The organism is Sphingobium sp. FW305-3-2-15-F-TSA7 (assembly GCF_058787155.1).
This window is the reverse complement of the sequence record NZ_JBYSZM010000004.1, coordinates 73,069-92,863: the sequence shown is the minus strand read 5'-3', so window position 1 is coordinate 92,863 and position 19,795 is coordinate 73,069. Positions and strand designations below refer to the sequence as shown.

Annotated in this window: 14 protein-coding genes; 8 read left to right on the top strand and 6 right to left on the bottom strand. The window is 64.7% G+C overall.

Annotation, left to right across the window (positions count from 1 at the left end; all coding sequences use genetic code 11):
- Window positions 1-27 precede the first annotated feature (27 nt).
- Window positions 28-1,764, top strand: a complete 1,737-nt coding sequence (locus AC3WN8_RS04030) for an N-acyl-D-amino-acid deacylase family protein (protein WP_492668099.1) — start codon at window positions 28-30, stop codon at window positions 1,762-1,764.
- A 28-nt stretch (window positions 1,765-1,792) separates the two neighbouring features.
- Entirely contained in the window at window positions 1,793-3,769 is a 1,977-nt protein-coding gene (locus AC3WN8_RS04025; RefSeq protein ID WP_492668098.1) for a serine hydrolase domain-containing protein, read from the top strand.
- Between the two features lie 125 nt (window positions 3,770-3,894).
- Here AC3WN8_RS04025 and AC3WN8_RS04020 read toward each other — a convergent pair whose 3' ends face one another.
- From AC3WN8_RS04020 to AC3WN8_RS04010, 3 genes are all read right to left on the bottom strand, one after another.
- Window positions 3,895-4,716, bottom strand: a complete 822-nt coding sequence (locus AC3WN8_RS04020; protein ID WP_492668097.1) for a response regulator transcription factor — start codon at window positions 4,714-4,716, stop codon at window positions 3,895-3,897.
- A 36-nt stretch (window positions 4,717-4,752) separates the two neighbouring features.
- Entirely contained in the window at window positions 4,753-6,207 is a 1,455-nt protein-coding gene (locus tag AC3WN8_RS04015) for an N-acyl-D-amino-acid deacylase family protein (RefSeq protein WP_492668096.1), read from the bottom strand.
- Between the two features lie 213 nt (window positions 6,208-6,420).
- Window positions 6,421-7,362, bottom strand: coding sequence for a helix-turn-helix domain-containing protein (locus AC3WN8_RS04010; protein ID WP_492668095.1), 942 nt, complete (start codon window positions 7,360-7,362; stop codon window positions 6,421-6,423).
- 201 nt (window positions 7,363-7,563) lie between these two features.
- On the opposite strand from AC3WN8_RS04010, the gene AC3WN8_RS04005 reads away from it, so the two are divergent.
- From AC3WN8_RS04005 to AC3WN8_RS03980, 6 genes are all read left to right on the top strand, one after another.
- Window positions 7,564-10,248, top strand: coding sequence for a TonB-dependent receptor domain-containing protein (locus AC3WN8_RS04005; protein WP_492668094.1), 2,685 nt, complete (start codon window positions 7,564-7,566; stop codon window positions 10,246-10,248).
- Window positions 10,249-10,324: 76 nt separating this feature from the next.
- Window positions 10,325-12,268: a S9 family peptidase gene (locus AC3WN8_RS04000; protein ID WP_492668093.1), complete on the top strand. Its 1,944-nt coding sequence runs from the start codon at window positions 10,325-10,327 to the stop codon at window positions 12,266-12,268.
- Window positions 12,265-13,254, top strand: coding sequence for an amidohydrolase family protein (locus AC3WN8_RS03995; RefSeq protein ID WP_492668092.1), 990 nt, complete (start codon window positions 12,265-12,267; stop codon window positions 13,252-13,254). Before AC3WN8_RS04000 ends, AC3WN8_RS03995 begins: the two co-directional genes overlap by 4 nt.
- Before the next feature lie 78 nt (window positions 13,255-13,332).
- The gene (locus AC3WN8_RS03990) at window positions 13,333-13,806 is read left to right on the top strand and encodes an RNA polymerase sigma factor (protein ID WP_492668091.1); all 474 of its coding nucleotides are present in this window, start codon (window positions 13,333-13,335) and stop codon (window positions 13,804-13,806) included.
- Entirely contained in the window at window positions 13,800-14,732 is a 933-nt protein-coding gene (locus tag AC3WN8_RS03985) for a FecR family protein (RefSeq protein ID WP_492668090.1), read from the top strand. The genes AC3WN8_RS03990 and AC3WN8_RS03985 overlap by 7 nt, the downstream gene beginning before the upstream one ends.
- A 97-nt stretch (window positions 14,733-14,829) precedes the next feature.
- Complete coding sequence (locus AC3WN8_RS03980) at window positions 14,830-17,769, top strand: TonB-dependent receptor (protein ID WP_492668089.1); 2,940 nt, start codon at window positions 14,830-14,832, stop codon at window positions 17,767-17,769.
- Window positions 17,770-17,839: 70 nt separating this feature from the next.
- On the opposite strand, the gene AC3WN8_RS03975 is transcribed toward AC3WN8_RS03980, so the two are convergent.
- From AC3WN8_RS03975 to AC3WN8_RS03965, 3 genes are all read right to left on the bottom strand, one after another.
- The gene (locus AC3WN8_RS03975; protein ID WP_492668088.1) at window positions 17,840-18,697 is read right to left on the bottom strand and encodes a sigma-70 family RNA polymerase sigma factor; all 858 of its coding nucleotides are present in this window, start codon (window positions 18,695-18,697) and stop codon (window positions 17,840-17,842) included.
- Window positions 18,697-19,155: a carboxymuconolactone decarboxylase family protein gene (locus AC3WN8_RS03970; RefSeq protein ID WP_492668087.1), complete on the bottom strand. Its 459-nt coding sequence runs from the start codon at window positions 19,153-19,155 to the stop codon at window positions 18,697-18,699. Before AC3WN8_RS03970 ends, AC3WN8_RS03975 begins: the two co-directional genes overlap by 1 nt.
- 105 nt (window positions 19,156-19,260) lie before the next feature.
- Window positions 19,261-19,788, bottom strand: a complete 528-nt coding sequence (locus AC3WN8_RS03965; protein WP_492668086.1) for a P-loop nucleotide/nucleoside kinase family protein — start codon at window positions 19,786-19,788, stop codon at window positions 19,261-19,263.
- Window positions 19,789-19,795: the final 7 nt, after the last annotated feature.

Here is a 19,795-nt window from a genome sequence, read left to right as displayed (position 1 = left end):
CAGCCATTTTGTCGAGGGGAATGCCACATGAAATCCAGCCTGATAGCGATGGCCAGCCTGATCGCGATCGCGGCCGCGCAACCGGCGGCGGCTGCGGAAAAGCCGGCCTATGACCTGCTCATCACCGATGCCATAATCTATGACGGATCGGGCAAGGCGCCCTTTGCCGGGGAAGTCGCGGTCAAGGGCGATCGCATCGTCTATGTCGGTCCGCGTGCGCCGCGACGGGAGGCGGCACGGACCGTCCATGTCGATGGGCAGGCGGTCGCGCCCGGCTTTATCAACATGCTCGCCCATCCCGAGGAATCGCTGTTCGCCGATGGGCGCGCGCTCAGCGACATCACCCAGGGCGTCACGCTGGAAGTGATGGGTGAGGGGAGCATGGGGCCGCTTTCGCCCGACATGATCCGCCTGGGCCAGCAGCGCCAGGGCGACATCAGATATCCGATCACCTGGACCACGCTCGATGGTTATCTGCGCACGCTGGAGAAAAAGGGCATCGCGCCCAATATCGCCAGCTTCGTCGGTGCGGGCACCGTCCGCGTCAACGTCATGGGCGAAGGCAGCGGCAAGCCTTCGGACGAACAACTCCGGGCCATGCAGGGTCTGGTTCACAGTGCGATGGAGGATGGCGCGCTCGGCTTGACCACGGCGCTGATCTACACGCCCGATTCCTACGCGACGACGCCCGAACTGATCGCGCTGGCGCAGACCTCCGCTCAATGCGGCGGAATGTATATCGCGCATATGCGCAGCGAGGGCGATCGCATCCTGGAGGCCGTCGACGAGACGATCGAGATCGCCAGGGGCTCGGGTGCGCCCGCAGAGATTTATCACCTGAAACAGTCGGGCCGCGAGAATTGGGGCAAGCTGGATGCGGTGATCGGCAAGGTCGAGGCGGCGCGCGCGGCGGGCACGCGGATCACCGCCGACATGTACACCTATACTGCGGGCGCGACGGGCCTCGATGCGGCGATGCCGCCCTGGGTGCAGGATGGCGGGCTTGAGGCATGGATCGCGCGGCTGAAGGATCCGCAGATCCGCGCACGCGTGGCCGCCGAGATGCGCGTGAAGCCGAAGGACTGGGAAAGCGCCTATTTGGCCGCCGGGCCGGACGGCACGCGCCTGCTTGCCTTCAAGTCCGAGAAACTGAAGCCGTTGACGGGCAAGACGCTGAGCGAAGTCGCGGCGATGAGAGGCGTCACCCCCGAAGAGGCGGCGATCGACCTGGTCGTCGAGGACGGATCGCGCGTCGAGATCGCCTATACGATGATGTCGGAAGACAATGTCCGCCGCCAGACCGCGCTGCCCTGGGTCAGCTTCGGATCCGACGGTGCGGCGCCGGCGCCCGAGGGCGTGTTCCTGAAATCGAGCGATCATCCGCGATCCTATGGCAATTTCGCCCGGATCTTCGCCAAATATGTGCGCGAGGATCGGACGATGACGGTCGCGGAGGCGGTGCGCAAACTCACATCGCTGCCCGCAGCCAATCTGTCGATCTCCGATCGGGGCAGCCTGGCGCCCGGCAAGTTCGCGGACATCGTCATATTCGATCCGGCGACGATCCAGGATCATTCGACCTTCGCCGATCCGCACCGGCTTTCGACCGGTGTTCGGCACGTCCTGATCAACGGGCGCTTCGCGCTTGAGGACGGCAAGGCGACGGGGGCGGCGACCGGTCGCGTGGTGCGCGGCCGGGCATGGACCGGAAACAAGGATGGCGGCTGCCGCAAATCCGCGACCGACTGGACCTGGTCGGGGTGAGAGGGGAACGATGAGGGAGACGGAATCGATGTGGATGCGAAAGCTGGCGGGCCTGCTTGGCCTGCTATCGGCAGCGATGGTGCTGATGGCGCAAGCCCCCGCCGGTGCGCCGCTGCCCGCACCACAGGGCGCTTTGGCCACGGCCGCTCCGGTGCCAGCGGCTGGAATCACCCCGGTGCTCGACACGCAGGATGCGTCCGCGTTCCTCGACGGGCTGGTTCCCGCATTGATCCGGCAGGGCAATATCGCCGGCGCCGTCGTGGTCGTCGTGCGCGACGGCAAGGTGGTGACGCAGAAAGGCTATGGCTATGCGGATGTGAAGCGCAAGATCAGGGTCGATCCGGAGACGACGATCTTCCGGCCCGGATCGATCTCCAAGACCTTCACCTTCACCGTGCTGATGCATCTCGTCGAGACCGGCCGTGTCGGCCTGGACGACGATGTGAACCGCTATATCGATTTCCGCATTCCCGATCGCGACGGAAAGCCGATCACGATCCGTAACCTGATGACGCACACGCCCGGCTTCGAGGAAGCGTTGATCGGGCTGGGCACCAACGATCCGAAGAAGCTGCTCTCGGCCGAGGCCTATCTGAAGCGCTGGATCCCGCGTCGTATCTATCCCGCAGGTACGACGCCGGCCTATTCCAACTATGGAACGACGCTCGCCGGATACATCGTCCAGCGCGTCGTGGGGAAGCCGCTCGAGCAATATCTCGAGGAACGCATCTTCACGCCTTTGGGCATGACGCGCTCCACCTTCCGCCAGCCCTTGCCTGCGCATCTGCGTCGCGACATGTCGCAAAGCTATGATGTGGCGACAGGCGAGCCCCAACCCTACGATCTGATCGGCGTTGCGCCGGCAGGGGCGCTCGCTGCCTCCGGCGGGGATATGGGCCGCTACATGATAGCGCAGCTTGCCGGCAATGTGCTGCTCAAGCCCGAGACGACGCGCGCCATGTTCGGCACGACGTTGCGCCTGTTCCCGCGCGTGAACCCGGTCGCGCTCGGCTTTTTCCGGAGCGACACGAACGGGCAGATGATCGTCGAACATGGCGGGGACACGCTGACCTTCCACAGCCGGATGTTCCTACTGCCCGAAAGCCGGACTGGCGTGTTCGTATCGTTCAACAGCAGCGGCCGCGATTATGCGGCGGGTCCCGCACGCGAGGAACTCTTCGACGCGTTCATGGATCGCTATTATCTTGCAACCCCCGCGCCGGTAAAAGCATTGCCGAAAGCGGTTGCCGCCGAGCACGCCCGGATGATGGCGGGCAGCTACATGACGAGCCGCCGGTCGGAGAGCAGTTTCCTCGAGGCGCTGCAACTGGTGCAGCAGCAGAGCATTTCGGTACGCGACGGAACGATCGACGCGCCTTTCCTCGAGGGGGCGGGTGGGCGACCGCGCACCTGGGACGAGATCGCGCCATTCGTATGGAAGGATCGCGATGGCCCCACATTGCTCGCGGCGGACGTGCAGGGCGGTGAAGTGCGGCGTTTCGGCGTCGATCCCTGGGCCGGCATGCTCGTTTTCATCCGCGTGCCCTGGCATGAATCGGCGGTCTGGCTGCGCCCCGCCTTGCTCGCCAGCTTCGCGCTGCTTGTGTTCACATTGCTTGGCTGGGCGGTCGCGGCGCTGGTCCGCCGCTATTATGGGGTTGCCGCGAAGCATCCCCCGGCGCGCATGCTGCCATGGCGGATCACCCGTCTCGCCGCGATCCCGGTGCTGGCGGTGCTGACCGGGTGGGCGATGCTGCTGCCCGCGATGATGGCGAATATCGCCAAGCTCGACGGCCGGCACGATCCGATCCTCCATGTCCTGCAATTCGTCGGCACGCTCTCCTTCGTGACGCTGTTCGCCGGCACCGCGTGGAACCTGGCGGCCAACTGGAAATCGGCGCGCTGGCCGGCACGGTTGTGGAATATCGGCTTGGTCGCCGCGGCGGTGATCATCCTGTGGGTCGCGATCGTCTTCCACCTGATCGGCTGGAGCACGGCCTTCTGATGCCGGCTCTCGATGGCGCGGCTCGTTGGCCGCCCATCGAAATCTCCCTGGCGCGGAAAGCCATTCTTCCGCGCCCACTCCAGGCTCGTACCGGTTCTGCCTGAACCGGCGCGGGCCTGGATTTTTCAGGCGCCAGTCAGGCTTTCCAGGAACAGGTTGAAGAGCTGCGCCTGCGAATGGATGTTCAGCTTCTGATAGATGTTGCGCTTGTGGTTGGAGACGGTGCCGTCGTCGATGTTGAGCACCCGCGCGACCGATTTCGTCGAATGGCCCTTGAGCATCAGTTCCACCGTATCGATCTCACGCGCGGTCAGTTGCGCGCCGGGCAGGGCGGCGATCTTGTCCCGCAGGTCGAAGGTGTCGGCGCGGTTGGGCGTTTCCTGATATCTTTGCCCGGAACGATCGAGATGCATCCGGCAATATTCGGAGACCAACGGCTGGAAGGCGCCGAGCAGGTCCAGCTCGAAATCCTGGAAGCCGGATGAATCGCCCGCTCGTGCCGCCAGTATCTGGATCGATCCTTGGCCATCATCGTCGAGCGGCACGATGAAGCGCGTCTCGTCGACGATGTTCGTGTGCTTGTAGAAGTGATTATAATATTCGGAGTCAAAATACTCCTCCGGGCTGATGTCGGACAGCCGATGAAAGCCGCTCTCGCGGGTGATCGCCTTCTGGTAGAAGGGATCGAGCAGATACAGGCCCCCACTATATTCGGACAGGCGATCGGTCAGCCATTCCATGCCGAGATTGGTCGTCAGGATCAGCGGTCGCGAATGGCGTCGGTACAGGAAGACGATGAAATCGCTGAACGGACAGATTTTCTGAAGCGCTTCGCCCAATCCGTCGAGCGCGCCGTCGGTGGCGGCATTGCGGAAAAGGTGGACGGAAATATCGACGATATCGGCGATGAGCGCGGTGCCGCTGTCGGTCAGTTTCTTCGCTATCATGATCGCCTCCGCGAATCCCCCTCGCCCAGGCTTTCCTTACGTCGGATGGTCGCGCCGCAACAGGCGGCCCGAGCGGACCGGGGCGACGCCCAATGTCGGCGAATAGCTGCTGACGCCGTTGACCCAGACCTCGACGATGCCCGTCGCGGGCTGGGCAGGATCGGCATAGGTCGCGCGATCGATCACGGTGGCGGGATCGAAGAGCACCAGATCGGCGAATGCGCCGGTCCGGAGGATACCCCGATCGGGCAGGCCGAAGACCTTTGCGGACAGCCCGGTCATCTTGTGGATCGCCGTCTCCAGCGGGAACAGCCCGACATCGCGTGCATAATGGCCGAGCACGCGCGGGAAGGTGCCCCAGAGACGCGGATGCGGAATCTGGTCGTGCGGCAGGCCGTCGCTGCCGATCATCGTGCGTGGATGGGCCAGGATCCGCCGCACATCCGCCTCGTCCATCGAAAAATAGACGGCGCCGGCGGGCTGAAGGCGGCGGGCCGCATCGGCCGGCGAAACACCCCATTCTGCGGCGAGATCGGCCAGCATGCGCCCCGCCGCTGCCGGCTCCGCGAGCGACCAGGTGATCTGCACCGGCAGATCGTCATGCAGAAGCTCGACGAGCAGGGCGGTCGAGGATGCGGCATAGGGATAGGCATCCAGGTCGACGGGCTGATCTGCTGCCGATCGTTCGATCAGCGCAAGCGTTTCGATCGACCGGCCGAAATTCTCGCGCAGCGCGCATTTGTGATGGCTGAGGACGACCGCGCAGTCGAGCGCCCGGCCGATGGCGAGCGCCTCTTCGATGCTTTCCATGACGCGCGGACCTTCGTCGCGCAGATGCGTGACGTACAAGCCGCCGGCCGCGCCGAGCGGCGCGCCGATGCCGATCACCTCTGCCGTCGTGGCGGCCGTCGCCGGCGGATAGGCGAGCCCCGTGGAGAGGCCCGCCGCACCCTCTTTCAGCGATGTTTCGAGCAGCCCGCGCATGGCGGCGATCTCGGCCGTGCTGGCCTCGCGCGACAGGTCGGCGCCCATCACCGCGACGCGCAGGCTGATATGCCCGACGAACACCAGCGCATTCACCGCCGGTGCGCGGGCGTCGAGCGCATCCCTGTATTTGGCGAAGCTGTCGAACACCCACCATCGTTCGTCGCCGAGCAGGTCGAGCGGCGCGATCGGGCGGGTTTCGGAGAAAAGCGGCGCCAGGCTGACTCCGCAATTGCCCGCGATGACGGTGGTGACGCCCTGGGACAGTTTGCAGGCCATGTCACCGGGGTCGCCGAGCAGTGCGCGGTCGTCATGCGTATGGGAATCGATGAAGCCGGGGGCGACGGCAAGCGCGCGGCAATCGATCTCCCGATCGGCGGACCAGCGGAACAGATCGCCGATCGCGACGATCCGATCGCCCGCGACCGCCAGGTCGCCGCGCGACGGCGGTGTTCCCGATCCATCGAACAGCTGTGCGTTTCTGAAGATCGTGTCGGCGTGGTCCATGGTTCATCCCGGTCGTTTCGAAAGGCACCGGCGTTGCAAGGGTGCCCATTTTGATCCGCGACGTTCCAGGATATCGGGCCATGTCGTCTTAACCCATCAGGTCGCACGATTCGCTTTCGGCCCAATCCGGCGATGATATTGGCGATGTCGCGTCATTTTGCCAATGCGATGTCCGTTTCCGCAAAGCGCATCGACGGCCCTGACGGCGGAGGTCTATTTCCCCTGACAGCCCATGCGCATGTCGGACGGAGTCATGCCGAAACGGCGGCGGAACACCAAATTGAACCAGGATATGTCGCCGAAACCGGCCATCAGCGCGAGGGTGGCGATGTTGCGATCGGCAAGGCGAAGATCGGTCAGCAACCCGCACACATGATCGAGCCGTGCGTTCATGAGGTAGTCGGTCAGGCTGGTGCCTTCGTCGTAGAATAATGTCCGGATATAGGAAGTGCTCACGCCGTGGCGTTTCGAAAGCCAGTTGAGCGACAGTTCCGGCGCGTTGAGATTGGCCAATATATCCGCCTTGATCGTCTGGCGCCGCGCCGCACGGGCGCCGTTGCGCCGGGCATGTTCGCCGGCATCGCGCGTGGCGCCGAGCATCAGCGCGACAAGATCGACGATATGGGCGGAGAAGGTCGTCTGCTCGTCGGCGGTGAGCGCCCGGCCATCGTCGAGCAGGGTCATGACGTGATTCTGCAACAGCCTGGCCGCGGGCAGCGAGGACGACAGCGTCTGCAACAGGCTGTCGCTGCTCGCCAGGCGGGGGACGATGCGGGCGCGGGGAATCGCGATGCTCAATATCGTGCTTGGCCGGTCAGCGATCGTCACGCATTTCCGCTCGCGGCGCATCACGTTGATGTCGCCCGCCTTGACCGTCCGGCCTTCGCCCAGCGCATCGATCACGCCGCCGCCCGCGGCGGCGATGCCCAGATAGAGTATGCCGGTGTCGTCGGGCGGCGTGACGATCCTGACGGGGGAAGTCTCGACCGAGGCGAGATGGATGTCGGCGACGCTCCGCAGGCACATCTCGGCGGCGATCGGCTGGCCATGCGGGAAATCGATCGAACCCTGGACATGCGCGCTATAGGCGGCCTCGACGACGTCCCGGCGCCGGGCGGCGGGAATGTCTCTGGTCGAGAATCGCATGAGGGACATTGGCGGCTCACGGACGATGCGGAAGCCGCATCAATATCCCGCATTCCGGTCCGCTCCTATAGGTGAACGACGTTACCAAATGCCCTCTTTTCGGGGCCCGGAAAGAAATTTCACTGAATATGTCGGTTTTGTGAAACGCGTTCGTCTTCCCTGTGAAGGCCCCGGGGCAATGGACCGCCGGGCCGAACACAGGGGGTTCATATGATGCGATTTGGAACTGTAATCGGCGCGGGCATGGCGATCTTCGCGTCGGCCGGCGTTTCGGCACAGACGACCGCGCCGGCGCAATCGGCTTCGGGCAGCGCGGCATCGGTCGAAGAGGAAGGTGAAGCGATCGTCGTCACCGGATCGCGTATCGACCGCGCCTTCGACGCACCGACGCCGACCCTGCAGGTCACCGCATCCGATCTCAGCGTCGCGGCGCGAACCAACGTCGCCGCCGCACTCAACGATCTGCCGCAGTTCCGCGCGACCACCTCGCCGCAGACCACGGGCACCAACACCAGCGCGGGCCAGGCGCCGGTCGATCTGCGCGGCCTGGGCATCAGCCGCACGCTCGTGCTCGTGAACGGTCGCCGTCTGTCGAGCGACAATGATCTTAACGCCATCCCGACCGTGCTGATCAAGAGCGTCGATATCGTCACTGGCGGCGCATCCGCCGCCTGGGGCTCGGGCGCTGTCGCCGGCGTCGTCAACGTCACGCTCGACGGCAAGTTCACCGGCGTGAAGCTCGGCGCGCAGGCCGGTATCTCGAGCTATGGCGACGCCGCCGAGCATCGCTTCGAGGGGGCGTTCGGCACCGCATTCGCCGATGGCCGCGGCCATTTCGTGATCGGCGGCGAATATCTGAACAATGAAGGCGTCATCCCCAAGGTCAGCCGCCCCAATGTCGGCCGTTGGGCGACGATCTCCGCCGGCGGCAACAGCTTCAAGCTGTCACCCGATGTCGGTTTCTCCAACGCGGCCTATGGCGGCATCATCCTGTCGGGCGTGCTCGCGGGCAAGGGCTTCAACGCCGATGGTTCGCTGCGCCCGATCAACTATGGCGTGGTCAGCGGCACCAACATGATCGGCGGCGAAGGCCCGTCGAACGACGATCTCAGCCCGCTGGTCACCCCGCAGCGCCGCTACAGCATGGCGGCGCAAGCCAGCTTCGACCTGACCGAAAATCTGACGGTGACCGCCGAGTTCCGCCATTCGCGGATGTGGAACAACTATATCTGGTTCGGCGACCACAATCGCGGCAATCTGACGATCAAGGCCGACAACGCATTCCTGCGCCAGGACATCCGCGACGCGATGGCCGCCGCCGGACAGACCAGCTTCACCATGGGCCGGTTCAATTCCGACCTGTCCTATTCGACGATCGATTTCGAACGGAAGAACACGCAGGCGACGCTCGCGATCGACGGCAAGTCGAGCGACGGTCGCTGGCGCTATGGCGCCTATTACAGCCATGGTCAGTTCGACAACAATATCGACACGCCGGGCTTCCTGCTGACCACCCCCTATGCGCAGGCGGTGGATTCGGTCATCAGCCCGACCACCAACAAGCCGATCTGCCGGATCGCGCTGACCAACCCGAACACCAACTGCGTCCCCATCAACCTGTTCGGCCTGGGGGCGCCGTCGCAGGAGGCGATCGACTATGTGACGGGCACGCCCCGGTCGCGGTCGCGCACCAAGCTGGATACGGCGGGCTTCAGCCTGAGGGGCGAGCCGTTCGATCTGTGGGCCGGTCCGGTCTCGATCGCGGTTGGCGGCGAGTGGCGCAAGGAATCGATCAATGCGCGTGTCGGCGATCTCGACCTCGCCAAGGCCTTCCAGACCTTCAGCTTCTCGCCCTTGAAGGGCAGCTTCACCGTCAAGGAGGCCTTCGCCGAAATCCTCCTGCCGCTGGCACGCGACCTGCCCATGCTCAACAAGCTCGAGTTCAACGGCGCGGCGCGCATTTCCGACTATAACACCACCGGTTCGATCTGGTCGTGGAAGCTGGGGCTGACCAACGAGTTCTTCCCCGGCGTGAAGGGGCGCATCACGCGCTCGCGGGATATCCGCTCGGCGAACCTGGCCGAATTGTACACCCAGTCGACGACGGGCTACAACACGCTGACCGATCCGAAGACCAACACCAGCGTCTATGTGCTGAACAATGGCGGCGGCAATCCCAATCTGCGGCCCGAAACCGCCGACACCTTCACTGCCGGCTTCGTTCTGTCGCCGCTGTCGCGCCTCAACCTGACGCTCGATTATTACGACATCCGCATCAAGGACGTGATCACGACGATCGCCGCGCAGGACCTGGTGACGCGTTGCTTCAACGGCAATCTCGACCTGTGCACCAAGGTCGAGCGCGATGCCTCGGGCACGATCGTCCGCACCGTCGCGACCTTCATCAATCTCGCCGAATATCAGACCGACGGCATCGACGCGGAACTGAGCTATGTCCTGCCGGTCAGCGCGGGCAACCTGACCTTCCGCCTGCTCGGCACCTGGGTCAGTCGCCTCAGCACCAACGACGGCGTCAGCAAGATCGATTATGTGAAGTCGCAGGGCTATTCGTTCGGCCTGGGCGTTCCGGAATGGCGCGTGAATGCCAGCATCGCCTATCAGGACGAGACCTTCGGCGCGTTGCTGCGGGCACGCTATCTGTCGGCGGGCAATTACAACACCACCGTCAATCTCGTGAACAACCACATTCCGGCCTATACCTATTTCGATCTCCAGTTGAACGCGCGCATCCCGGTGTCGCAGGGGCCGCAGCTTGAGCTTTATGCCAACGCGACCAACCTGTTCGACAAGGATCCGCCGGTCAGCGCGCTCTACTCGCCCTATTACGATGTGGTCGGGCGCTACATCACCGTGGGCGCACGCGTCCGCTTCTGACCGTCAGTTCGCTGACGATCTCGCCGCCGGCCGGTTCCCTTGCCGCGCCGGCGGCACCCAGTTCAGGGAGACGATCATGACCGTCCGTCGCTTCATCGCCATTGCCCTGCTGACCTCCGCCACACCCGCCCTGGCGGATGTGCCGAAGCCCGCTGCGATCGTGACCGATGGACCGCCGCCGGTGGCGGATGCGCTCGCCAGCGAAACACGGCCTTATCTCGAAGCCCGCAAGGCGGTGTTCCAGGGCTGGAACCCGGTTGACCGGTCGATGCTGGTCAAGACGCGCTTCGGTGGTACCGATCAGTTGCATAGCGTCGCGGCACCGTCGGCGATGCGTCGCCAGATCAGCTTCGAGCAGGAGCCGGTGCTGGCGGGCTTCCGCGCGCCGGGCGGGGACGGCGCTCTGGTGATCCAGAAGGATGTCGGCGGCGGCGAATTCTATCAGCTCTATCGCCTGGAGAATGGCCGGCCGGTGCTGCTGACCGACGGCAAGAGCCGCAACTGGTTCGGCGCGTGGAGCCCAGACGGGCGGCGGATCGGCTATATCTCGACGCGGCGCAACGGCGCCGACACCGATCTGTACGTCATGGATCCGCGCGATCCGAAGACCGACCGGCTGGTCGCGCAGGTCGAAGGTGGCGGCTGGAGCATCACCGACTTCTCGGCGGACGGAAAAACCGCGCTCGTCCTCAATCGCAAGTCGGTCAGCAACGCGATCGTCCATGAGCTCGATATCGCCAGCGGCAAGCTGACCGCGATCGCGGGGGACAAGGCGCCGGCATCCTATGTCGATCCGCGCTACGGCCCTGACGGCCGGATCTGGGTCGCGTCCAGCGTCGCGTCGGACTTCATCCAGCTCGGCACGCTCGACCGCAAGGGCCGATTCACGGCGGTGTCCAAAGAACCGAAATGGGACGTCAGCGATTATGCGATCGCGCCCGACGGCAGCTTCATCGCCTATGCGATCAACGAAGCCGGTGTCAGTCGCCTGCGCGTCATGGATGTCGCGACCGGCAACACCCGTCCGGTGACCGGACTGCCCGCCGGCGTGATCCCTTACGCGATCGGTTCCGCGATCGAGATCGCCCCTTGGGGCGCGATCGGGCTCAGCATCTCGTCGGCGCGCGTCGCCGGCGACGCCTTCTCGGTCGATCCCAAGACGCTGGCGGTCACGCGCTGGACCGAAAGCGAGACCGGCGGGCTCGACGCCGCGCGCAACATCGAACCCGAGCTCGTCCAGGTGAAGAGTTTCGATGGGGAGATGGTCTCGGGCTTCCTCTATCGTCCCGATCCCAGGCGTTTCCCGGGCAAGCGGCCGATGATCATGGATATCCATGGCGGGCCCGAAGGCCAGGTGCGGCCCGATTATCGCGGCTCCGACAATTATCTGCTCAATGAACTCGGCATCGCCTTGTTCTTCCCCAATGTCCGCGGCTCGACGGGCTTCGGCAAGCGCTTCGTCAATCTCGACAACGGCCCGGACCTGCGCGAGAATTCGGTGAAGGATATTGGTGCGATCCTCGATGCGCTGGGCCGGGACGGCACGCTCGACGCCGGCCGCTTCGCGATCTCCGGCATGTCCTATGGCGGCTATATGTGCTATGCCTCCGCCGTCCATTACGGCGCGCGGATCAGAAGCGCGAGCTGCTATGTCGGCATCTCCAACTTCGTGACCTTCCTCGAAAGCACGCAATCCTATCGCCGCGACCTGCGCCGCGCCGAATATGGCGACGAGCGTGACCCGAAGCAGCGCGCCAAGCTGATCGCGATCTCACCGTTGACCAGCGTCGACAAGATCGACATCCCGATCCTGATCGCGACCGGCGGCAACGATCCGCGCGTGCCCGCGTCGGAAGCCGAGCAGATCATCAAGGCGATCCGCGCCAGGAACGGCACCGCCTGGCATCTGCTCGCCCAGAATGAAGGGCATGGTTTCCACAAGAAGGAGAATGAGGACTATTATTTCTGGACCGCCGTCCAGTTCTGGAAACGGACTTTGCTCGGCGACGCCGCGAAATGACCCTCATCCGCGCGCTCGCGATCGTTGCGGCCACCCTGTCGTTCGGGGCGCCGCTGCATGCGGCGCGTGGCAAGCCCGTCTCGGTGACGGTCGATCATCATGTCCATGTCCGGTCGCCGGCGATCCAGGCGATCATGCCCGCTTATTGCGCGAGCGCCGGCAAATCGAGTTTTTGCGACACCGCGCTCGCCGGCTCGCCGAGCGTGACGGACCTGCTGCAAGACATGGACGCGGCGGGCATTCGTCGCGCACGGCTGATGTCGACCGCCTATATGGCGGAAAGCCCGATCATGGCGACGCCCCTGGCCGACCATGTCGAGATCGTGCGCGCCGCGAACGATTTCACGGTCGCGCTGGCGCGTGCCCGGCCGGATCGGTTCGAAGCCTATATCGCGGTCAATCCGGTGACGCCGACCGCGCTGCCGGAAATTGCGCGCTGGCGTGGCGACCCCCATGTCGCCGGCCTCAAGCTGCACCTCGCCAATTCGCGTTTCGACTATCACAAGGCCGATCATGTGAAGGCGTTGGCGGACGTGTTTCGCGCCGCCGCATCCGCGCATTTGCGGATCATGGCCCATATCCGCCAGGGTGCGACCGGTTATGGCGCGGACGAGGCCCGGATCTTCCTGAACGAGATCCTTCCCGCCGCGCGCGGCACGACCGTGCAACTCGCCCATATCGCCGGCTGGGGCAACATCGACACCCCGACGCTCGATGCCCTCGGCGTTTTCGCCGATGCCTGCGAGCGGGATCGCAAGCTGTGCTCCAATCTCTATTTCGATCTGGCGGCGATCGATCCCGCCATCGCTTCGGACGATCAGAAGACGGCGCTCGTTCGCCTGATGCGCAGGATCGGCCTCAGCCATTTCGTGCCCGCGTCCGACTGGCCGGTGACGCGCGACCTGGCCGCCTATTATGCCGCGCTCGCCACGCTGCCGCTGACCTCCGCCGAATGGAAGCGGATCGCACATAATGTCGGACGCTGAACGGCCATTGCGACCGGTTCAAGCGAATTATGTCGGATTTGATCGATCGCATCGTCTAGGCCATGTGCGAGGAGCACGATGAATCACTTGAGCGAGATGTTGCGGCATGTCCGAGCCACACTGCGCCGCCGCGGCGTCGCGGATCAGGATGCCGACGATCTGGTGCAGGAAGCCTTTCTGAAAGTGGAGCGCTACGAACAGAAGCATGCCGTGCGCTCGCAGGAAGCCATGATGGTCAAGGTTGCGGTCAATCTGTCGATCGACGAGGGACGCCGCGAACGCCGGGCGCCATTCTCGACCGGCAATGTCTTTTCGATCGCCGACGCGGCGCCCGATCCGGAACAGATATTGCAATCCCAGGCACGGCTGAAGCATGCCGCCGCCGGCCTGGAGAGATTGCCCGAACGCACGCGCCGCATCCTGCTTCGTCGCAGGCTCGATGGCGCAAGCTATGCTGTGATCGCCAATGAAGAAGGGATGTCAGTCCCCGCTGTGGAAAAGCAGGTCGCCCGAGCGACCCTGGAGATGATGAACTGGATGGAGACATGGTGATCCGCTCGAAGGAGGAGCGCGCCCGGTTGAATGCCGAGGCCTCGGCATGGCTCGCCCGGCTTCATGGCCCGCGCGGCGCCGATGCCGAAGTGCCGCTGCAGGACTGGCTGAGGTGCGATCCCGCGCATCAGGAGGCGTTCGAACGCGCCACCGAATTGTGGGAATTGCTGCCCGGCGCCGCCGCCATCGCCACACAGGACGTGCGCGCGCCGAGACGCTTCATGCCGCTGGCGATCGCCGCATCGCTCCTGGCGGTCGTCGTCACCGGTGCGATGACGGTCTATCTCAGCCAGGCACCGGCCTTCGATACCGGCGCCGGCGAGCAGCGCAGCACGACGCTGGATGACGGCAGCCGGATCGCGCTCAACACCGACAGTCACGTGACGGTGAAATTCGACCGCGATCAGCGACAGGTTTCGCTCGATCGCGGCGAGGCGATGTTCGAAGTGGCGCATGACGCGGCAAGACCGTTCGTCGTGATGGCCGGCGACGAGCGGATCAGGGCGATCGGCACCAGCTTCGTCGTCCGGCGCGACGGCGATCGTGTGCGCGTCACATTGCTGCGCGGCAAGGTCGAGGTGACCAGAGCCGGCGAGCGCCCACAATTGCTGGCGATCCTGGCGCCGGGCGAGCGCGTGTCAGCGGCCCCGCAGGTGGCGCCGGTGCTCGACCGGCCCGCGCTCGATGCGGTCACGGCCTGGCGCCGCGGCGAGATATTGTTCCGCGATACGCCCCTGTCCGAAGCCGTGGCGGAGGTGAACCGCTATGGCCAGGACCGGGTGGTGGTGAACGACGCCCGTCTTGGGGCGCTTCCCATTTCGGGCGTATTCGCGACCGACGATTCGGCGGAATTCGCGGCCGCCGTCGCGCAGCTCCATGGGTTGCGGGTGCGGCGAGAGGGCGAGACATTGCTTTTGACGCTGTGAGACCGATCCGGCACTTCGCTGGTCCGTCGCAGGGTGTCGCCGAGCGGATCGGCCAAGGCTAATTGACGGAACGATCCAGGGAGTCGGGGGACGGCGCATGATACGAGGGGGCATTTCGATATGGCTGCCTGCGCTCGTCTGCCTTACGGCCACCGCTGCCGCGGCGGAGACCGCCCCGACATTCCGTTTTTCGCTGCCGCGTCAGCCATTGCCCCGGTCACTAGAAGCGGTTGGCAGCGTCACGCGTTCCAACGTCATCTTCACGCCCGCCGCCGCGAAGGGCCGCGTCGCGCCGGCGCTCAAGGGCAGCTATAGCGTTTCCGAGGCGTTGCGCCGTCTCCTGCACGGATCGGGCCTCGGCTTCAGCGTCACAGCCGGTGGTTCCTATGTCATCTCCAGCCGGTCCGGCGAGCGGCTGGCGGATGATACGACATCGTCGACGGCCGTGGTGGAGGAGGGCGCACCGATCATCGTGACCGGCTCGCGTATCGACACGCCGGGCTTCGAGGCGCCGACCCCGACCCTGCATATGACCAGGGAAAGCCTCGACATCGGCGCGCGGCCGAATGTTGCGGCCGCCCTGAACGACCTGCCGCAGTTTCGCGGGACGATTTCGCCGCAGACGACGGGTACCAATACGAGCGCCGGCCAGGCGCCGGCGGACCTGCGCGGCCTGGGGATCAACCGCACATTGGTGCTGCTCGATGGACGGCGTTTCTCAAGCGAGAATGATCTCAACACCGTGCCGACGGTGCTGATCAAGTCGGTTGACATCGTCACTGGCGGGGCATCGGCCGCCTGGGGATCCGGGGCGGTCGCCGGTGTGGTCAATATCGTGCTCGATGACGATTTCAGCGGATTGAAGCTGGGTGCACAGGCGGGAATATCATCGCGCAACGATGCTGCGGAGCATCGTTTCGAAGGGGCGTTCGGCGCGGCATTTGCCGGTGGTCGCGGCCATGTGACGATCGGTGCCGAATATCTCGACAATCAGGGCGTCATTCCCAAAGTGTCGCGCCCGACGGTGGGGCGCTGGTCCACCGTGTCGGTCGGGGACGGCAATTTTATGCTCTCGCCGGATGTGGGGTTCGCGAATGCGGCGCATGGCGGGCTGATCCTGAGCGGCGTCCTTGCCGGCAAGGCGTTCAATCCCGACGGATCGCTGCGCGACTTCGACTATGGCACGGTCATCGGCAACGATATGATCGGCGGCGAAGGCCCATCGAACGACGATCTGAGTCCGCTCGTCACCCCGCAGCGCCGATACAGCGCGCTTAGCCGGATCAGTTTCGCGCCCGGTGCCGGTCTCAGGATCACGGGCGAACTGCGCCATTCGCGCATGTGGAACGACTATATCTGGTTCGGCGATCACAATCGCGGCAACATCACCATCACCAGCGACAATGTTTTTCTGTCGCCGGCCATCAGCGAACAATTGCTCGCGGCCGGACAGTCCAGCTTCCGGATGGGGCGGTTCAATTCCGACTTCCCCTTTCCGCGCATCGATTTCCAGCGCGTGACGACACAGGGGACGATCGCGCTGGACGGGACGATCGGCGCCCGCTGGCGCTGGAGCGGTTATTACAGCCATGGCGAGTATCGCAACGATCTCGACACGCCCGGTTTCGTCATCGGGGCCAATTTCAACCAGGCCATCGATGCCGTGCGCGATCCGGCGACCGGTCAGCCGATCTGCAGGATCAAGCTGACGGATCCGTCGAGCGCATGCGTGCCGCTCAACCTGTTCGGCGAAGGCGCGCCGTCGCCCGAAGCCTTGGCCTATGTCATCGGCGCGCCAAGCCAGCGTGCCAAGACCAGGCTGGATGTCGGCGGGGTCAGCTTGCGGGGGGAGCCCGTCATGCTGCCCGCCGGGCCGGTCTCGATCGCCATGGGTATCGAGGCGCGCCGTGAAGCGATCCGGCAGACGGTGGGCGCGCTCGATCTGATCAAGGCGTTCCGCACCTTCAACTTCACGCCGATGTCAGGCAGTTTCACGGTCAAGGAGGCGTTTGGCGAAATCCTTGTCCCGCTGGTGCGGGATCGTCCGCTGCTGCGGAAATTCGAGGTCAACGCGGCGGTTCGACTGTCGGACTATGACACCACCGGTTCGATCTGGTCGTGGAAGCTGGGTGCGACCAACGAATTCTTCCCGGGGTTTCGCGCGCGCTTTACGCGCTCCCGCGATATCCGGTCGGCCAATCTCTCCGAACTCTACATGCAGCTTTCGACGGGCTATAATACGATCATCGATCCGGTGAAGAATATGAGCGTCTATGTGCTCAGCCACAGCGGCGGCAATCCGGGCTTGCAGCCCGAAACCGCTGACAGCCTTACCGCCGGGTTTCACTATGCGCCGCCCGCGATCCGCGGTTTCAACCTATCGCTCGATTATTACAGGATCCGCATCGACGACGTGATCACGACGATCCCGGCGCAGGATCTGGTCGTCCGCTGCTTCAACGGCAATCAGGCGCTTTGCGCGCATGTCGAGCGTGACGCCGACGGCAATATCACGCGCACCATATCCACGTTCCTGAACCTTGCCGAATACCGGACCGACGGGATCGACGTCGAGCTTTCGCAGCGCCTGCCGCTCGATACCGTCTCAGATCTGCCCGGCACGATCACGTTCCGCCTTCTGGCCAGCTGGGTTCACAGTCTGACCACCAATGATGGCGTCAGCAGGATCGACTATGCCGGATCGCAGGGGAACTCATTCAGTTTCGGCGTCCCCAGATGGCGGGTCAATGCCAGCATCGGCTATGACAGCGAACATTTCGCGGCGCTGGTGCGTGCGCGCCATATTTCCGCGGGCAATTACAATTCGACGGTGCGGCTGCTCAACAACCACATCCCGGCCTATACCTATGTCGATCTGCTCGCACGGGCGCGCGTCGCGACGGGGTCGCAGACGATGGAGGTCTATGCCAACGTCACCAATCTCTTCGACCGACAGGCCCCCGGCGGCTCGCTCTATTCGCCCTTCTACGATGTCGTCGGCCGCTATTTCACCATCGGCGTCAAGCTCGGTTTCTGAGGTACCTCCTCTTTCGTCTTTCCCGCGTGCGCGGGAATGACGAGATGAGTTAATCTGCCTGGATCAGGCTTTAATGCAGATGCTTGAGCTTGTCGGGATTGCGCATCACGTAGATCGCGGTGATCTTGCCGTCCTCGATATCGAGTGCGGTGGTCTGGAGTTCGCCGTCGGCCTCGCGCGTGACGAAGCCGGGCAGGCCGTTGATGAGGCCGGCATGGACGAGTTCCGATCCATATTTGCGGAACAGCACGGCCAGCGCCTTGTGCAGCGTCATCACCTGGCCATAGCCGATCGCCGGCCGCACCGCTGCGGGGCGTTTGCCACCGCCGTCCGAGTGGACGCTGACGTCCGCCGCCAGCATCGCGCCGAGCGCAGTCATATCGCCGCTGCGTGACGCCGCGAAAAAGGCATTGGCAAGATCGAGGCCGCGCTGTTTCTCTACCTTGAAGCGCGGCCGGGCTTCGCGGACATGGGCGCGGGCGCGGTTGGCCAATTGGCGGCAGGCGGCCGGATCGCGCTGGATCGTCTTTGCCACTTCGTCGAAGCCCAGGCCGAACACGTCGTGCAGCAGGAACGCCGCCCGCTCGAGCGGGGAGAGGCGTTCGAGCGCGAGCATCAGCGGCAGGGTGACGTCGTCCTCCTCCTCTTCGTCAACGATCGGGTCGGGAAGCCAGGGGCCGATATAGGTTTCGCGCTGATGCCGCGCCGACTTGATCTGATCGAGGCACAGCCGCGTCACCACCCGGCGCAGGAACGCCTCGGGCTCGCGCACCTCGGTGCGGTCGGCGCCCATCCAGCGGATGAAGGCGTCCTGCACCACATCCTCGGCATCGGTGACCGAGCCGAGCATGCGATAGGCGACGCGGGTGAGCCGGGGACGCAGCGGATCGAAACTCTCCGCCGCGTCCTCCATTGCCGCATCGGGCATCAGGCGGCCGCCTTGGCCGGTGCCATGTCCAGCCACAGGCCGAAGCCCACCGCGAGGCGGTTCCAGCCGTTGATGACATTGATCATCAAAGTGAGCTTCACCTGCTCCTCCTCGCTGAACTGCGCCTTGAGTGCGTCATAGGCCGCTTCGTGACTGTGCCCTTCGGACAGCCGCGTCAATGCCTCGGTCCAACCGAGCGCCGCGCGTTCGCGGTCGGTGTAGCAGGGCGCCTCGCGCCAGGCGGAGAGCAGGTAGATGCGCTGTTCGGTCTCACCCTGCGCGCGCGCTTCGACAGTGTGCATGTTGATGCAATTGGCGCAGGCATTGATCTGCGACGCGCGGATCTTCACCAGTTCGATTAGACTCGGTTCGAGGCTGGCGGCGACGGCGAGCGAGGTTCCCATCCAGTTCTTCATGAGCGCGGGAGCGGCGGCGAAGGGATCGAGCTTGGTCGTCATGGTCGGGTTCCTTTCATTGGGTCCGACGATATGACGAGCCAGGATCGGCGCGTGTGACATTGCGCGAGAAAAATATCGAAGGGCGCTGCCGATGCCCTGTCGCGGTCACGTCCAGCCGTGCGCCAGGATGCGCGCGACCACCGCATCGACGTCCAGCGCGCTGCTGTCGATCCGCAGCCCGATATGCGGCCTTGTGTCGGCAACCGCGTCGGCGAGGATCTCGGGTGGGAAATCGGGGCCGTAGCCGGTCTTCGCGCGGGCCCGGTCGCGCGCGGCGAGCGTGCGCGCATCGGGCGCCAGCACCACCACGCGCGGTGCGAGATCGGCAAGCCTGGCCGTGACCGCGGCGAGATCGGGGCCGAGAATGATATCCTGATAGACGACGGCGAAACCCGCGCCGCGATAGTGCCGCGCAGCGTCGCAGGCGAGCGCGTGGCGCAGATCTAGCTGGCGGCGGGCTTCCTCGTCCAGTTCCGGCCCCATGGCGACCGCGCCGTTCACGATCATCCGGCGGAACAGATCGCCGCGCAGATGCACCGATTTCGGCAGGGCTTCCGCCAGCGCCTGGGCGACGGTGGATTTGCCCGCCGCCATAGCGCCGGTGATGACGAAGAGCGGCGGAGTCTCGGTCATGGCGGAT